Here is a 15,451-nt window from a genome sequence, read left to right as displayed (position 1 = left end):
CTGGGGCGTCGATGGCCGGGTGTTATTTAGATTACTACAAGTGTTCATATTCCGCACGCTTGTTCTTATCGCGAACATTTCAGTAGCATCCGGGTGTTTCGACGTGCGTTGTGGGGCCCACTCTGCGCGGCATTCCGGGGATTTGGGGCGCAAACCGGGCCTCCCAACGGGCGGGGGTGCGTTGTGGGGCCCACTCTGCGCGGCGTTCCGGGGATTTGGGGCGCAAACCGGGCCTCCCAATGGGTGTCAGCGCTGCGGCAGGCGGGCTGCGAGTTCAGCCGCAGCCTCCTGCAAGGTGGGTACATGGGCGATGAGTTCCTCCATGCTGAGCCGGAAGACCGGCACAGCCGTGGCCAGAGAGGCGAAGGCGTGGCCCTGCGAATTCAGGACCGGGACGGCGACGGCGCGCATGCCGATCTCGTTTTCCTCGTCCATCACGGCGTAGCCCTGACGCCGGACCTGCTCAATTTCCGCCCGGAAGACGTCCCGATCAGTAATGGAGTGCTCGGTGAGCGGGTCCAACGGCAGATCTTCCACGAGACGCTTCCGCTCAGGCTCGTCCTCGAACGCAACAAGAGCCTTGCCCACCGACGTCGTGTGCAACGCACCCAGGTGACCGGGGTCGCTGGTGACGCGGAACGTCTTGGGCCCATCCACCTTGTTGACCGTGAGGTGATGGTCGCCGTCGCGCACCGACAGGATGGTGGCTTCATGCGTAATGTCAGTAACCCGTTGCAGGACGGGCAATGCGGTGGCTGCAAAGCCGTGGTGGTTGGACACCCGCTGGCCAAGTTGGAAAACGCGCAAGCCCAAGTGGTAGCGCCGCCCGTCCGGCTCGTAGTCAACGAATCCGTCGCGGGTCAATGAGCCCAGCAGGCGGTACGTGGTGCTAAACGGCAGCCCCGCACTCCTGGCCAGATCCGCCGCACTCGCACCCTTGGGCTCGTTTCCCAGCAATACCAACAGGCCCAGGGCCTTGCCGACCATGTCGGTCTTTGTGTCCTCTTTCACACTCATAGCTCGATGCTCTCACATAGTGAGAGCTATTTCTAGATGGTGGTGACACCTCTTGACAAGTGACCGCACTCACAGTCATCATTGCTGTATTACGCAAGTAGCTCTCACCATGTGGTTACTTACTCAGGGATTGACCAGCCGCACCTCGCTTGGGTCTCCCGCCAAGCTCTATCCGCGACATCGTCGTCACAGAAGGAACACCCAATGAGCCAAACAATGCCGTCAGCGACGCCAGGCATCACCGAAACCAAAGGGACACCCAAGAAAGCAGCCCTCGCCAGCTTCCTGGGCAGCGCCGTCGAGTACTACGACTTCTTCATCTTCGGCTCCGCCGCGGCCCTGATCTTCCCCCACGTCTTCTTCCCGGATGCAGACACCAACGCGGCCGTGATGTCCTTTGCCACGTTCGGCTTTGCGTACCTTGCCCGGCCCATCGGGGCGGCATTCCTGGGCCACTTCGGTGACCGGATCGGCCGGCAAAAGGTCCTCATGTTCACCCTGGTGCTCATGGGCGCATCAACCTTTGTGATCGGCTGCCTCCCGGACTTCAAGACCATCGGCTGGGGCGCACCGATCCTGCTGGTTCTTGCCCGCCTGTGCCAGGGATTGTCCGCTGCAGGTGAGCAGGCCGGCGCCTCGTCCATGACCCTGGAGCACGCTCCGGACAACCGCCGCTCCTTCTTCACCTCGTGGACCCTCACCGGAACACAGGGCGGCCAGATCTTGGCAGCACTCGTCTTCATTCCTGTGGTGGCTTTGCCGGACGACATCAAGTACGGCATCGGCTGGCGTATTCCGTTCTGGCTCAGCGCAGTTGTGGTACTGGTTGCCTTCTTCATCCGCCGCACCCTGCACGAGCCTCCCGCATTCGCTGAGGCACAGAAGAACAACCAGATTGCCAAGCTCCCCATCGCCGACCTCCTCAAGCACCACTGGCAGGACGTCCTCCGCGTGATCTGCTGCGCGTTCATCGCCGCAGTCAGCACCGTTTTCGGCACCTTGGCCATCAAGTACGCCCAGGACGTTGCCCACGTGAACAGCACCATCACGCTGTGGTTGGTGGTTGTGGCAAACCTTGTGGCTTTGGGAACCCAGCCGCTCTTCGGCACACTGGCCGACAAGATCGGCCGGAAGCCCGTCTTCATCTACGGAGCCGTGGCCAGCGCCATCATGACACCGTTCTTCTTCCTGAGCTTCGAATCCGGCTCCACCCCGCTGATGTTCCTCGCCGCCGTCGTGTACTTCTCCCTCGGTTACGCCGCCGCAAACGCCGTCTGGCCGTCGTTCTACGGTGAAATGTTCAGCACCAAGGTCCGCTTCTCGGGCCTGGCCATCGGTACTCAGCTCGGCTTCCTCGCAGCAGGTTTCGCCCCGACCATCGTGACCGCAATCGGCGGAACCAAGCCCGGTGGATGGGTCCCGGTGTCCATCTTCACGGCCATCGTCTGCCTCATCGCCATCATCTCGGCCTCCACGGCCCGTGAATCAGCAAAGGTCCCGACGGCGGAACTCGGCCTGCGCTAGCACGTCGCCTTCGTGACGCTCCAGCCTGAGGGCTGGAGCGTCACTTTTTAACCTACCGGGGATCCAGCACCACAGACTGGAAACTCCCCTGACCGGTTCCGGTGTACAGGAAGAGCGCGCCGTTTCCGGCAACCCCCACCACGGACGGGTTGCCCGTTCCAGTGAATCCCGTCCCGAGCGCAGCGAACGAGCTGAAGGTGTTCCAGCCGGCGCCCAGGGCGACCCGCGCCAGGAATCCGCCACTGCCATTGCCGGGGTAAAGCCAGAGGGCCCCGTCAGTTCCCCGGGCCATGATGTCCTCCCGGCCATCGCCATTGAAGTCCCCGCCCTGCACTACTGAATCAAAAATGTCCCACCCCGTGCCGATCTGCTTCCACGGAAGAAAACCGCCCACGCCATTGCCTGGGTAGAGCCACAAACTGCCGTTGGCGGCCCGTGCCACAAGATCCGCTTTGCCGTCACCCGAAAAATCGCCTGGAGCCAGCAGCTCAGTGAAACCCTGCCAGCCCACGCCGATCTGCTTGCGGGGCAGGAACTGGCCCCGGCCATCTGTTGGATACAACCAGAGCACGCCGTCAGCTGTCCGTGCCACCAAGTCCGGGTGGCCATCGCCGTCGAAATCTCCGGCGCTCACAACAGTGTTGAAGGCATTCCACCCCGACCCCACCTGAACGCGGGGCAGGAAGCCGCCCGAACCGTTCCCCGGATAAAGCCACAACGCGCCGTCAGTACCGCGCGCCAGGATGTCCGCGACAGCATCGCCGTCGAAATCTCCTGCCTCCCAGACCTGGCTGAACTGGTTCCAACCGGCGCCAATGACCAAGCGTTCGGCAAAACCGGAGCCGCTGCCCGGGTAGAGGCGCATGGATCCCGCGGACGTCACCGTCAGGACGTCCGATTTCTTGTCACCCGTGAAGTCCTGACCGCTCACGATGTCGCCCAGGGCGTTCCAACCGCTGCCGATAGCAACGCGCGGCACGAAGCCACCCCAGCCGTTGCCGGGATAAAGATAGAGGGTGCCGTCGCTTGTCCGCGCCAGCAGCCCGGCCCCGGCGCCACCAAAGGAGCCATCAGATGTGATGCTGGTGAAACCGTTCCAGCCCGAGCCAATCTGCGACCACGTACGGAAACCACCCTGGCCATCGCTTGGGTAAAGCCACAGGCTGCCGTCCGGCTTGGTCGCCATGACGTCGAGGCGGGCGTCGCCGTCGAAATCGCCCACACCAATGAGGTTCGTGAAGCCCTGCCAACCGGAACCGATCTGCCGTTTGGCGAGGAAACCGCCGTTTCCGTCGCCCGGGTACAGCCAGAGGACACCGTCGCTGGTGCGGGTCAGGATGTCACTTCGACCGTCTCCGTCGAAATCCGCCAGGCCGGTCATGGCATCGAAAATGTTCCATCCGGAGCCCACCTGGCGCGGATTGTCGAGCCTGTTGCCCGGCAACCCGGAGTACAGCATCAAGGAGCCGTCGGGCTCGCGGGAGAAGACATCGGCCAGACCGTCGCCGTCGAAATCGCCCGTCGAGAAGCGGATCTTGGCGGTGAGCCGCGGGTCAGCCGTGATGGTGATGGTGGCCGACGTCGAAGATACCGAATTCATGGTCACCTGCGTACCGGTGTACGTGGTGAACGTGCTGCCGGCCTGCCAGGCGTGGTTGCTGGCGTACCAAGGGTCGGAGAAGGGCTTGGTGGAGGGCATCAGGATCAGCGAAGAAGCGATGGTGGCCCCACCGCGCTGGACGACCTTTACGCCCATGTTTCCGGGTTTACCGGCTGTTCCCAGGTAATTGTCATAGCCGGCAGGTTCCCGCAGCTCCACGTAATAGACCTCTTTGCTGACGGGATCGGTAAATTTGATGGCACGCTGGGCTTCGGTGCCGCCCCACGGCTTGAGTGTGTAGCTCTTGGAACCCGTTGCGATGCCCACGTCCCGGATCTCATCCCCGCGGCCAAGACCCGCGTAGTCCCAGAACGTGGAACTGACAACCGGCAATGCGTACTGGGCAGCACCCATGATGTCGGTGGTGTCGCCGTACTCGCGGATGTAGCAGGACGGATCGGTGAACTGGCCGTTGCTGTTGACCCCAACGTCGGACACTCCGCTGCCGCACTGCAGCGCGTCTGCGTGCATCAGGCCAATGACGTGCCCGAACTCGTGGCTCATCACGTTGTTGGTGAAGCTGCTGATCTGCGGCAGGAGCACGCGACCGCTGTAGCTGCCGCTGCTGTACCCGGCGCCCAGGGCGTTGCCGGACAACGTGGACGTGGGAATGAAGATGACCAATGCCGTGTACGGGCTCGCTGTCCAGTTCAGCTCGCCGGTGATGGTGGAGATGATGGTGCTGTAACTGTCCGTGGAACGGGCTTTGGACTGATGCCCGGCAACTTTGCTGGCCACCGTCATGGACAGCTTGTCGGCCGTCATGGCTTTCCAGTAGTTGCTGGTGGACACCACCGCTTTTTCAGCGTCCGTCATGGAAACCGGGTTGGTGTTGTCCGCCAGTTTCGCAGTGACCAGCCGGACGTTGATGGTGCCGCCCGGGCCGGCTGCGGCAGCCCCGTCACGGAGCAGGGACTCGACGTCGGCCTTGCCCTTGGTGGGTTGGGTGGTTTCCGGGAGCGGCGCCTCGAAAACATGCTCCGAGTGCGGCGTGCCCTCAACGAATTGGACGTTCGGATTATCAGGCCCGGGAAGAGGTACTGCCGTGGCAGGGGCCTGGACAAAAAACAGGCCGGCGGTAAATACCACCAAGCCTGTGGACAGCGCGAGCGATCGCCGTAAAACACCCATTGGTTCTCCCGGGAGGACGGAGCCTGTGGTCGCTGTACATCTCAGTAACCGAGATCAGGCTACAACCGCGTCGGCACTGGCCAGCGGAGGCGCCGGACTTCAGGCGGGCGCGTCTTGTCGCCACCCGTCGCGGCGGCCCGCGCCCATCCACGGAAACGCAACCATCCCGGAATGCTTACCGGGCCCTAACCACGCCGAAATACCGTGGCAACATTGCCCCGCCACACTGGAATAGCCGGCAAGTGCAGGCACCAGCTCCAGCCAGGAGGACACCATGCTGAAGGAAGTAACCACTCACACAACACGTATACGCGCGATCAGCCAGCTCCACCGCGGAGACGAGATCGAGGCCCGCCTGTCGGTTGGGCCCGCTTACGACGACGTGGTCATACGTCGTGGACGCGTCCAGGAAACGGCCCCGGGAATCGGCGTCGTCTGGATCATGGATCACGCCTCCGGGATGAGGAAAGCCATCAATACCGACGAATGCAGTGTTTGGCGCGTCGCCTGAACCGTCTCTCCTGGAGACCAGGCTGGACTCCCATCGCCCCTCAACCGCCGGCCACGGACTGGACAATCAAGACCTCCTGGCCCGCCGCAACTTCCGTATCAAGACCATTCAAACGCCGGACCTCGTCACCGTTAACGTAAATATTCACGAAACGGCGCAGCGCCCCGGTTTCATCACGCAAACGCCTGGCCAGGACCGGATAATCTCCGGTCACCGAGTCCAACAACTGTCTAACGGTCACAGCACCGTCGGCGGACGCAGTCAGATAGGACTGTCCGCCGACGAGCGGCTGCAGGACACCAGGCAACAGGACCGTAAAGTCAGCCACAACGGACCTAACCAGGTACCGGAGCGCTGACTGCCGATTGTTCGACGGCGGCCGCTGCTCCGGCGTCGCTTCCAACAACGACCGCCGCACGAACGCAGAGCACGTCCGGCAGGTGCGAGACCACTTCGTTGAAGGTCTCGCCCTCGTCGGCGCTGGCATAGACGGAACCACCGCGGGTTCCGAAGTACACGCCAACGGGCTCGGCGGTATCGACGGAGGCCGCATCGCGGAGCACCGCGTTGTATTCGTGATCCGGCAGGCCTGTGTGGAGTTCTTTCCACGTTTTGCCCGCGTCACTTGTGCGGTGGACGCTGAGTTTGCTGCCTGGTGGAATACGTTCGCCGTCTGCCTTCAACGGAATGACCCAGGCCGTGCCTTCCCGGCGCGGATGTGTGAGCATGACAAAGCCGAAGTCGGCGGGCAGCCCTTCTGCGATGGAGTCCCAGTTCTCGCCGTTGTCGTCCGTCCGGTACACGCCGTGATGATTCTGCGCGTACAGCCGGCCTTCGACGGCAGCATCGGCCGCGATCTTGTGGACGCACTGGCCGAACTCGGGATTGGGGTCGGGCATGAAGTACGCCGAAATGCCCTTGTTCCGGGGCTCCCAGGAGGCTCCGCCGTCGAGGGACCTGTAGACGCCGCCCGTACTCATGGCGATGTGGACCTTCTCGCCGGATGGATCCACCACGATCGAGTGTGCCGCCGCGCCGCCGTAGCCCGCACCCCATTCGCTGCGGTGGGGGTGGTCCCATAGTCCGCGGTTCAGCTCGAAGTGCTCGCCGCCGTCGGTGGATTTCCACACGGAAATTGGCTCGCAACCGGCCCACACCACGCCCGGTCGGGAGTCGGCGTCGGGGTAGATCTGCCAGACCCGTTCCAAAGCGGCGTCAGTGCCGTCCGGGAATTTGATGGCGCCTTGCTCGGGCTCGGTCCAGGTGGCGCCGAGGTCGTCTGAATGTGCCACGGTGGGACCCCAGTGCTCTGACCGGACACCCACCATGATCCGTGTTTTGCCGTCCCGCGTGTCTATCCCGATGCTGGGTATCTCGCTCATCAGGAAGTGCGGACCGGAGAGGGACCATTCTTTTCGGTCCGGGCTGGTCGCCAGCCACAGGCCTTTCTTGGTCCCGATCGCCAGGACATAACTTTCTGCGGTAGCCATGAGTCCCATCGAACCATCGCGGGGTGGGCAGGGCAATGGCTTTTTGGAGCTATGTGGACAATCGCGGGGCACAGTATTGGTTATCTGCGCTGAAGGGCGCTCAGAACTGCTGAGAAGCGCGCCCGCGGCACCGCCGTACGGTGCCGCGGGCGCTACAGACTCTTATGCCTGCAAAGTTACGGTCGTGGCCCCCGGCTCGCGTGCGGCCTGCAGTTCCAGCAATTCAGCGCGGAGCTGCGGATCCAATGCGGCGTCCAACACCGTCAAGGCAATAACCATGGCGCCATCCACCACGGCGTCGTCGGCTTCAGGGGTGATGGCATCGGCTGTGAAATCCGGGTGGTGCGGGACGGCGGTGCTGTTGCGGACCACCACCATGCCGTGAACGGAAGGAAGCACCTGCGACACGTTGCCCATGTCCGAGGAACCGCCGCCGAAGACCGGAGTGTGGTCCACCGGTCGTCCAATGCCTTCCATGTTGGCGTCCCACAGATCACCCAGTCCGCCGTGCGTGTCGATCGGGGCGTAGGGATGCTCGGTCTGCCGGTGGGTCCAGGTGCATCCCGTGGCGATCGCCGCGCCTTCAAAGCAAGCAAGGACCCGGCGTTTGAGATCCCGCCACACGTCAACATCCCCTGCGCGCACTTCCACCTGGACCGTTGAGTCTCCGGCAATGACGTTGGTAGCCCCGCCTCCGTGGGATATGAAGGCGTTTGTGTTCGCATTTTCGGGAAGGTGCTGACGCAGGACGGCCAGGTTCATCAACGCCAGGCTTGCAGCGGCACCGGCGTTGATGGCTTTGTCCGGGGCTCCAGCAGCGTGGGCCTCGCTGCCTTTGTAGTTCACTTCGAACCGTTCCACAGCGGCCATGCTGAATGCCTTGGCGCTGCGTTCCGTCCCGGTCATGCCATGCACCATCAGCGAAAAGGCGGCGTCCTCCCACGCACCGGCCTGCAGGAGGGAGACCTTGCCGCCGCCGTGCTCTTCGGCGGGAGTTCCGAGGACTTTGATGCGCAACCCCGCAGCATCGGCCACGGGCTTGAGCGCCAAGGCCGCACCGACGCCGGCCGCCGCGATGATGTTGTGCCCGCAGGCGTGCCCTACTTCAGGCAGGGCGTCGTATTCGGCGCAGATCACCACAGTCAGTTCGCCGGCACCGTACGTTGCCTCGACCGCCGTCGGAATTCCGTAAGCGCGTTCGGTGACATCGAAGCCGCCGTCGCGCAGGACAGCGGCCACGGCCGCCGCAGACTCGTGTTCCTCCCAGGAAATCTCTGCCAGCGCGTGCACTTTGTGGCTGAGTTCCAGGACGGTAGGTACGACGGCGGACGCAGCCTCGCGTACGGCGTCACGCAGGGTTTCCTTGGACGTGATGTCGATGGATATGGTCATGGTCTTTTCCTTCTCTGGTTGTCAGTGGGGTTCAGCGGCTGCTGGAGCTCACTGGGCTGGTTCGAGTTCGGCGGTGGCCACGGGATCCCCGCGGTCCTGGGTGGGCGTTTCGGGCACCGCTTTTGCCTGCCGGATGAAAAGCACCGCCACTGCGAAGAGGACGCTTAGCCCGGCGCAAATCCACCAAACGGCGTGGAAGGACACTTGCGTGGAGACGCGGGTGCCTGATGCTGCAGGGGTGGCAAGGGCTGACATCAACAGGGCAAAAAGTGCACCGGCCACTCCACCTGCCGCGGTGCGGGCCGTGTTGTACAAACCGGAAGCGATGCCCACGGAATCGGAAGCCGCACGCTGCACCACCAGCGTGGGGAGGGTCCCGCTGACCACGCCTGTGCCAAGGCCGGCCACTACCAACCACACCGTGAAAGTGACCAAGGTGCCGGGCGCCAGGATCATGAGCACGTAGGCCACGGCTCCCAGGAAGCCGCCGAAGGCGACCGTTCGGGGGCCGCCCAGACTGCGGGATACCCGGTCCGCGAAGGTTGCTCCAAGGAAGGCCGACAACGCCATGATGCTAAGCAGGATCCCCGCAGCGGACGCAGCGGCACCGAAGCCGAATCCCAGGGTCGCAGGATCCGAACGGAGATAGACAGAAATGGGTGCCTGGGCTCCAAACAGCTGCGCACCGAACAGGAAAGCAACCAGGATGGGCAGGCCGATGCCTCCTCGAAGCAGCATGTTGAGGTCCACCAGTGGGTGCTCCACTCGGCGAGCGGAAATTACCCAAGCCACAAGCAGGACACCGCCCACCAGCATTGATGCACCAACCGCCAGCGGAGGCCAGGTGGCGAGGTTTGACGCGCCGCCAAGAACCGCTACTAAGCCACCGCCCAGAAGTACAGCGCCGAGGTAGTCCACCTTGCCCTTGCTGCGGATGGGAGATTCCTTGACGAAGACGGCGATGCCCGGGATGCACAAGGCCATGAAGATTGCAGGGAGCAATAAGGTCAGGGGGAGGCTGCCAACGGTGTCCAGGACAATACCGGACAGGAGACCGCCGATCGTGGCGCCGAGGGTAAGCGCCGCGACGAGTCTGCCGATGCTCCGGCCTGAGCGCTCGGAGTCGCGTTGGTGGACGATGGCGAATTCAAGCGGCAGGAACACGGCAAGCGGAGCCTGGATGGCCCGGCCCAGCAGGAACAGTTCGAAGTTCGGCGCGAAGGCAACCAGGACCGACGCCGCCGCAACGATTGCGGTGGCGATCATGAGGATGCGTTTATGGCCGTGGATGTCACCGAGCTTGGAAAGGAGGGGGACAACCAGGACCGTCGCCAGCAGGTAGGCGGCACTGATCCAGTTGAGCGAGGCTGCCGAGACGCCGTGGTGTTCGCCAATCGAGGAAAACAAGGGACTCAACCAGCCTTGCAGGATGCCGCTGCCAAGCTCCATGACAACCAGGAAGCCAACGGCTCCGGCAGCTGTGGATTTCTGCACAGTTGTACGCATGTGCGCTCCGATGTGATGAGAAGTGAACGGGATCACACCATGATGGAAGTGCCGTGTTTCCATTGGATGAAATTGAAGCTTTCCCTGTATATCGTTTTCTTCATGCAGGAATACATGCTGGACCCTCTTGATGAGCGCATCATCCATGCTTTGCAGATCGAGGGCAGGGCTCCGTGGAGTGAGCTGGCTCCGGTGATTGGCGTGGACGCCGTGACGCTTGCCCGGCGCTGGGAGCAGCTTCGTGAACGGGGACTCGCCTGGGTCACCGGAATCTTTCCCGGCGGTGCCACTGCCCTGGTGGATATCACCTGCATGCCGCAACACACAGGCCAGGTGGCCCGGGAGCTGACCAGGATTCCGGCCATCATGACGCTCGACCACACCTCAGGTGGCCGGGACTTGCTGGCCACAGTGCTCGGAGACAACCCGCTGGCCATTTGGGACGTGGTGACCAATCAAATCGGTGCACTCGACGGAGTCCGGAACACACAGACCCACCTGGTGACCGAACTGATCATGGAAGCCTCCGATTGGAGGTTGCGGGCGCTCACTCCCGGCGAAGCCAGCAGAGTCGGGAAGCCGAAACCGCCAAGGGCCCGCGCCCCACGGACCGTGCACCCCGACGTCGAGGCAGCGCTCCGGCACTGCCTGATGGAGGATGGGCGTCGTCCGGTAAGCCGTATCGCAGCCGAACACGGACTCAGCGAACAACGCGTTTCTGACGGACTGGCCCGGCTGAGGTCGGATGGCCGCCTTCGGATACGAACGGACGTGGCCCGCACCGTTACGGGCTGGCCCGTCTACGCCTGGTACTTTGTGCGCACCGCCGCCAAGCACATTCAGCAAATGCGTGGCCTGATGGCCCAGATTCCCGAAGCTCGGACAGCTCTCGCCGTAGCAAGTCAATACAACCTCGTCGTTGCCGTGTGGCTGCGGGAGATGACCGACGTCATGCGCTTTGAGGCCGCGCTTGAAGCTGCCGTTCCGAGCGCCAGGATTGTGGACAGGAGCGTCGTGTTTCGAATGAGCAAGCACTTGGGCCACCCCATTGACGAGGAAGGACGGGCAACCTTGGGATTCGTACACCCCTTCTCCCCTTAGCGGGCTGTGCGGTCAGCAGAGCCGGGCCGAGGGAGTGGCCGGGCGGGCAACGTCATTGTGCCGTGAAAGCCCGGTTCCTTCCGGCTGCTTTGGCTTGGTAAAGGGCCCCGTCGGCTGTGTGGATCAATTGCGCCAGCGTTGACCCGGCAATGGGAGTAGAAGAAATCCCGTAGCTGACAGTGGGAAATTCCAGCCCATCAGGTGCCGGTGCAGCTGCCAGGCGCCGGCTGATCTCGGTAGTGATGGCCTCCGCCGCGACCTCGTCGGCGCCCGGGAGGAAGATGACAAACTCCTCCCCTCCGTATCGGCCCACCAGGTCGGTCCGGCGCAAGGATCCCTTGCAGGCGATGGCAAACGCCCGGATGGCAGCGTCCCCCGCAGCGTGCCCGTGGGTATCGTTCACGGACTTGAAGTGATCAAGGTCGGCCAGGACAACGGCCGCCGACCTTCCTGCCGTTTGCAGGGCAGCGAGCTCCTGCCCAGCCAATTCCATGAATGCCTCGCGATTCAGCAAGCCGGTTAAGCCGTCACGCGTAGCGCGTTCATTGAGCCTCGTGATGAGCTGGTGGTTGTTGAGCGCGGTCATGCTGAATGAAACCAGGACCAGCAACATGATCAGCAGCAAACACGTCACGGCCGGGCTGAAGTAGGAATGCAGCACCCCACTGTCCGGCCCGGCTACGGCATAGACCACAATGCGACAACCGAAATAGGCCACCAGGACAGCAGCGACAACCAGCAGCGGCCTGTGTGCTTGCGAGGCCCGCGACTTCAGCAAGGCCAGTTCCCGGGCGGCGAGCGCCATTCCGGTGGCCATCAAAGCGAAATACACCAACCCGCCCTGCCACGCGCCGTCGGGATCGGTTTCAATAACGGTCGCCGAGGCCGTAACCGCCGGAGCGGCAAACAACAGCCACAACGGCGTCCCCAGGTTCCGCAAGGAGCGGAACCCCGCCCAGACACCGAAAGCACCCGCGACAGAAAGCGCATTGCCCAGGGGGCTGGATGCCCATCCCCAGTCGGTTTCCTTCAACCAGTACGCCACGTTCCCCGCCAACCAGCAGCCCAGTGCAGCGCACCAGTACGCGCTGTAGAGCGAGCGGGTCCTCCGGTAAGAGCCCAGGAAAAGCACCCACAGCGTCAACGTCACAACAGCAAGAGCAAGTTTCATGCTCAACAAATCCAACATCGAATCCCCCATTCACCGGCCAGCCTAAGGGCCAGCAGGAGAATCGGCGGGACACGACGCGGCGAAGGACCGCAGCCGCAGCGGCGGTTATGCCAGGAAAGAACTCGTCAGGCGCCGTAGTCCTGGTCCGTGACGTGTTCCAGCCAGGTCACGACCTGGCCGTCCTGGTCCGCTTCCTGCATGGCAATGTGTGCCATGAAGCGGTCCGAAGTGGCGCCATGCCAGTGTTCTTCGCCGGGCTCGATGTAAACGACGTCACCCGGACGGATCTCCTGGATGTGCCCGCCCCTGCGTGCAACCAGCCCTATTCCGTCGGTGACATACAGGGTTTGTCCCTTGGGGTGGTGGTGCCAGGCAGTCCGTGCACCGGGCGCGAAACGGACGTGGGCGCAGCCGATGGCTGATTGCTCATCCGGGTTCCTGATGCCGTCGATCTGGACAGTTCCGGTGAACCATTCCTTGGGACCGGCTGCTGTCTGGTTCCCGCTTTTCGTATATTTCATGTCTTGCTCCTTTGTGACTCAGGGCGTGTTTGAGGTGGCTTTCTCGACGACGTTTTCGGTAGCCGCCCAGGACGCCAGGAGTTTCAAGCCTTCCTCGCTGGCACTCCCCGGGACGGCCGGGTAGACGGTGACGTGAAGGCCCGTATCCTCGTCGAGTTCGAGCTGCTGGTAGGTCAGTTCGAGCGATCCAACCACCGGGTGCTGGAAGGTTTTCATTCCCGAGCGGTGCCGCCGGACGTTATGGGCAGCCCACAGGGTCCGGAACTCCTCGCTCCGCATGGAGAGCTCACCCACGAGTTCGGCGATTGCCTTGTCATGGGGGAAGCGGCCGGCGTGGCGGCGCAGGATTTCCACGTTGGTGTTCGCGGCACGGTTCCAGTCAGGGTAGAACTCCCGTCCCCGGGGATCCAGGAAGATGAACCGGGAATGGTTTGCGGGCCCCGCCGTGCTCCGGAAGAGGTCGAAGTACATGGCGTAACCCAGCGCATTCGCCGCAACCACATCCATGCGGTTGTTGGAGATCAGGGCCGGTGCGCCCGTGATGGAGTCCAGAAAATACTGCAGGGCGGGATCGATCGTGCGGGCTGCCTTCTTCACGGTCGTCCGCCCACCCCGGTTGGCTGTCCGTGCGAGGTCGTAGAGGTGGTCGAGCTCCGCTCGGTCGAGCTGCAGTGCCCCACCGATAGCGTCCAGGACACTGTCCGATACGCCGGAGAGGTTTCCCCGCTCCAACCGGATGTAGTAGTCGATACTGACGCCCGCAAGCCGCGCTACTTCATCGCGCCGCAGGCCGGTCACCCGGCGTCGGATGCCGAAAGCTTCGATGCCTGCCTGCTCCGGGGTAATGCGTGCGCGGCGGGACATCAGGAACTCCCGCACCTCCGACCGATTGTCCATGCCCTCCACGTTACGACGCCCATTGCTTGTGGTGAGAGGTTCTGTTGGAACCCGTATAAACGGGCCCTCCCACCTGTCCGCCGAACCATGGTCCGATGGATCCAGTTGTTCATCTGAGAGGCCAAACCATGTCAGCAGATACGCGTACCGCCGCGCCCGGCGCACCCAAGGACACCCCACAGCCCGTGAGCCGATGGGGTGGTGTCTTCGCCATGTCATTTGGAGCGTTTGCCGTGGTGGCATCCGAATTCATGCCTGTCAGCCTGCTCACTCCGATGGCCGCGGACCTGCAGGTTTCCGAGGGACTGGTTGGCCAGGGAATCGCTATCTCCGGATTGTTTGCCGTCCTCACCAGCCTTTCGGTTTCCACGCTGGCGGGCCGCCTGGACCGGCGCACGCTGTTGATCGGGCTGACCGTGCTGATGGGGGCCTCCGGGGCCCTGATCGCCTTGGCCCCGGGGTACCTGCCATTCATGCTGGGCCGGGCATCCATTGGTGTTGTGATCGGCGGTTTCTGGTCCATGTCCGCTGCCACCGCCATACGGCTGGTCGCCCCGCCGCAGGTCCCCCGCGCGCTGGCGATCGTCAACGGCGGCAACGCACTGGCCACCGTCCTGGCGGCGCCGCTTGGCAGTTATCTGGGCTCGTTCATCGGCTGGCGGGGAGCGTTTCTTTGCCTGGTGCCGGTCTCTGCGGTTTGTGTGGTGTGGCTGTGGATTTCCTTGCCGTCCCTCGCAGCGCCGGTCAGCAGGACAAAGGCCCGTGACATCCTCCGAATCTTCACCGCTTTCAAGGACCGGACTGTCGCATGGGGCATGGCCGCCTGCGGGAGCTTCTTCATGGGCCAGTTCATCCTCTTCACCTACGTACGGCCTTTCCTGGAAACTGTGACCCACATTGACGGTCCGGTGGTGTCCCTGGTGTTGCTGGTGATGGGCGTGTCCGGGTTCGCCGGAACCATGCTCATCGGCCGGTTCCTGGGATCCGGCCTGTACCGGACACTCGTGGTTATCCCCGTCATCATGGCCCTGGTGGCGGTGGCATTGATTCCGTTCGGTGGCGTGTTCGCTGTCGTCGTTGTCCTGTTGGGTTTCTGGGGGCTGTTGGGAACGTCTGCTCCGGTGGGCTGGTGGAGCTGGGTGGCGCAGGCGATGCCACACAACGCCGAACAAGGCGGTGGGCTCATGGTGGCAGTCGTCCAGACCTGCATCGCCCTGGGCTCCACGGTTGGCGGGGTCCTGTTCGATTCGCTTGGTTTTGAAAGCACTTTCCTGGCCAGTGCCGCGATCCTCCTGATGGCGGCGTTCCTGGCATTGGCAACGAAGCGGGCGTCACACAGGGGGTAGCCAGGATCTGGCGCCCCGGACCGCAGATGCTGTAAATTTGTGGCGAACGTAGGCAGACGCAATCCATCCGGTGGGCCTGCTCGCAGCGGTCAAAACATCGCGAACCCCACCGGGCCTGATGCCGCCACGCACCCCGGTTTAACCTCGTGCAGCGGCCGACAGCATATTGCGAAAGGTGCCGTCC

General features: G+C 63.2%; 13 protein-coding genes. 4 read left to right on the top strand and 9 right to left on the bottom strand.

Annotated features, from left to right (window positions below; genetic code table 11):
• Positions 1 to 246: 246 nt before the first annotated feature.
• Entirely contained in the window at positions 247 to 1,017 is a 771-nt protein-coding gene (locus IEY62_RS14120) for an IclR family transcriptional regulator (protein WP_189018857.1), read from the bottom strand.
• Positions 1,018 to 1,221: 204 nt separating this feature from the next.
• Between IEY62_RS14120 and IEY62_RS14115 the strand changes: the two genes are divergently transcribed.
• Entirely contained in the window at positions 1,222 to 2,541 is a 1,320-nt protein-coding gene (locus IEY62_RS14115; RefSeq protein WP_189018856.1) for an MFS transporter, read from the top strand.
• Positions 2,542 to 2,593: 52 nt separating this feature from the next.
• Here IEY62_RS14115 and IEY62_RS14110 read toward each other — a convergent pair whose 3' ends face one another.
• Positions 2,594 to 5,332 carry an FG-GAP-like repeat-containing protein gene (locus IEY62_RS14110; protein WP_189018855.1) on the bottom strand — a complete coding sequence of 913 codons (2,739 nt, stop codon included), beginning with the start codon at positions 5,330 to 5,332 and terminating at the stop codon, positions 2,594 to 2,596.
• 274 nt (positions 5,333 to 5,606) lie between these two features.
• Between IEY62_RS14110 and IEY62_RS14105 the strand changes: the two genes are divergently transcribed.
• Positions 5,607 to 5,843: a hypothetical protein gene (locus IEY62_RS14105; RefSeq protein ID WP_024818712.1), complete on the top strand. Its 237-nt coding sequence runs from the start codon at positions 5,607 to 5,609 to the stop codon at positions 5,841 to 5,843.
• Positions 5,844 to 5,883: 40 nt separating this feature from the next.
• Here IEY62_RS14105 and IEY62_RS14100 read toward each other — a convergent pair whose 3' ends face one another.
• From IEY62_RS14100 to IEY62_RS14085, 4 genes are all read right to left on the bottom strand, one after another.
• Positions 5,884 to 6,171 (bottom strand): MoaD/ThiS family protein, encoded by a 288-nt coding sequence (locus IEY62_RS14100; RefSeq protein ID WP_189018854.1) that lies wholly within the window; start codon positions 6,169 to 6,171, stop codon positions 5,884 to 5,886.
• A 7-nt stretch (positions 6,172 to 6,178) separates the two neighbouring features.
• A complete protein-coding gene (locus IEY62_RS14095; protein ID WP_189018853.1) occupies positions 6,179 to 7,342 on the bottom strand; it encodes a WD40/YVTN/BNR-like repeat-containing protein in 1,164 nt (387 codons plus the stop codon).
• A 153-nt stretch (positions 7,343 to 7,495) separates the two neighbouring features.
• On the bottom strand, positions 7,496 to 8,725 hold the full coding sequence (locus IEY62_RS14090; RefSeq protein WP_189018852.1) for an amidohydrolase: 1,230 nt from the start codon (positions 8,723 to 8,725) through the stop codon (positions 7,496 to 7,498).
• Between the two features lie 48 nt (positions 8,726 to 8,773).
• Complete coding sequence (locus tag IEY62_RS14085; RefSeq protein ID WP_189018851.1) at positions 8,774 to 10,231, bottom strand: MFS transporter; 1,458 nt, start codon at positions 10,229 to 10,231, stop codon at positions 8,774 to 8,776.
• Positions 10,232 to 10,333: 102 nt separating this feature from the next.
• Between IEY62_RS14085 and IEY62_RS14080 the strand changes: the two genes are divergently transcribed.
• A complete protein-coding gene (locus IEY62_RS14080; protein ID WP_229785306.1) occupies positions 10,334 to 11,332 on the top strand; it encodes an Lrp/AsnC family transcriptional regulator in 999 nt (332 codons plus the stop codon).
• Between the two features lie 52 nt (positions 11,333 to 11,384).
• Here IEY62_RS14080 and IEY62_RS14075 read toward each other — a convergent pair whose 3' ends face one another.
• From IEY62_RS14075 to IEY62_RS14065, 3 genes are all read right to left on the bottom strand, one after another.
• The gene (locus IEY62_RS14075; RefSeq protein WP_229785304.1) at positions 11,385 to 12,503 is read right to left on the bottom strand and encodes a GGDEF domain-containing protein; all 1,119 of its coding nucleotides are present in this window, start codon (positions 12,501 to 12,503) and stop codon (positions 11,385 to 11,387) included.
• 125 nt (positions 12,504 to 12,628) lie between these two features.
• Entirely contained in the window at positions 12,629 to 13,024 is a 396-nt protein-coding gene (locus IEY62_RS14070) for a (R)-mandelonitrile lyase (RefSeq protein WP_189018848.1), read from the bottom strand.
• 18 nt (positions 13,025 to 13,042) lie between these two features.
• Entirely contained in the window at positions 13,043 to 13,921 is an 879-nt protein-coding gene (locus IEY62_RS14065; protein ID WP_189018847.1) for a helix-turn-helix transcriptional regulator, read from the bottom strand.
• Positions 13,922 to 14,049: 128 nt separating this feature from the next.
• Here IEY62_RS14065 and IEY62_RS14060 point away from each other — a divergent pair, with 128 nt between their 5' ends.
• Complete coding sequence (locus IEY62_RS14060) at positions 14,050 to 15,267, top strand: MFS transporter (protein WP_189018846.1); 1,218 nt, start codon at positions 14,050 to 14,052, stop codon at positions 15,265 to 15,267.
• Positions 15,268 to 15,451: the final 184 nt, after the last annotated feature.

Source organism: Paenarthrobacter histidinolovorans, assembly GCF_014647595.1.
Classification (GTDB): domain Bacteria; phylum Actinomycetota; class Actinomycetes; order Actinomycetales; family Micrococcaceae; genus Arthrobacter; species Arthrobacter histidinolovorans.
This window is presented reverse-complemented; position numbering and strand designations above follow the sequence as displayed.

Coding starts and splice junctions, on each gene's coding strand:
- IEY62_RS14105 (WP_024818712.1), top strand. CDS start 5,607: ATGCTGAAGGAAGTAACCACTCACACAACACGTATACGCGCGATCAGC.
- IEY62_RS14095 (WP_189018853.1), bottom strand. CDS start 7,342: ATGGGACTCATGGCTACCGCAGAAAGTTATGTCCTGGCGATCGGGACC.
- IEY62_RS14065 (WP_189018847.1), bottom strand. CDS start 13,921: ATGGACAATCGGTCGGAGGTGCGGGAGTTCCTGATGTCCCGCCGCGCA.
- IEY62_RS14090 (WP_189018852.1), bottom strand. CDS start 8,725: ATGACCATATCCATCGACATCACGTCCAAGGAAACCCTGCGTGACGCC.
- IEY62_RS14085 (WP_189018851.1), bottom strand. CDS start 10,231: ATGCGTACAACTGTGCAGAAATCCACAGCTGCCGGAGCCGTTGGCTTC.
- IEY62_RS14110 (WP_189018855.1), bottom strand. CDS start 5,332: ATGGGTGTTTTACGGCGATCGCTCGCGCTGTCCACAGGCTTGGTGGTA.
- IEY62_RS14115 (WP_189018856.1), top strand. CDS start 1,222: ATGAGCCAAACAATGCCGTCAGCGACGCCAGGCATCACCGAAACCAAA.
- IEY62_RS14080 (WP_229785306.1), top strand. CDS start 10,334: ATGCAGGAATACATGCTGGACCCTCTTGATGAGCGCATCATCCATGCT.
- IEY62_RS14070 (WP_189018848.1), bottom strand. CDS start 13,024: ATGAAATATACGAAAAGCGGGAACCAGACAGCAGCCGGTCCCAAGGAA.
- IEY62_RS14060 (WP_189018846.1), top strand. CDS start 14,050: ATGTCAGCAGATACGCGTACCGCCGCGCCCGGCGCACCCAAGGACACC.
- IEY62_RS14120 (WP_189018857.1), bottom strand. CDS start 1,017: ATGAGTGTGAAAGAGGACACAAAGACCGACATGGTCGGCAAGGCCCTG.
- IEY62_RS14075 (WP_229785304.1), bottom strand. CDS start 12,503: ATGAAACTTGCTCTTGCTGTTGTGACGTTGACGCTGTGGGTGCTTTTC.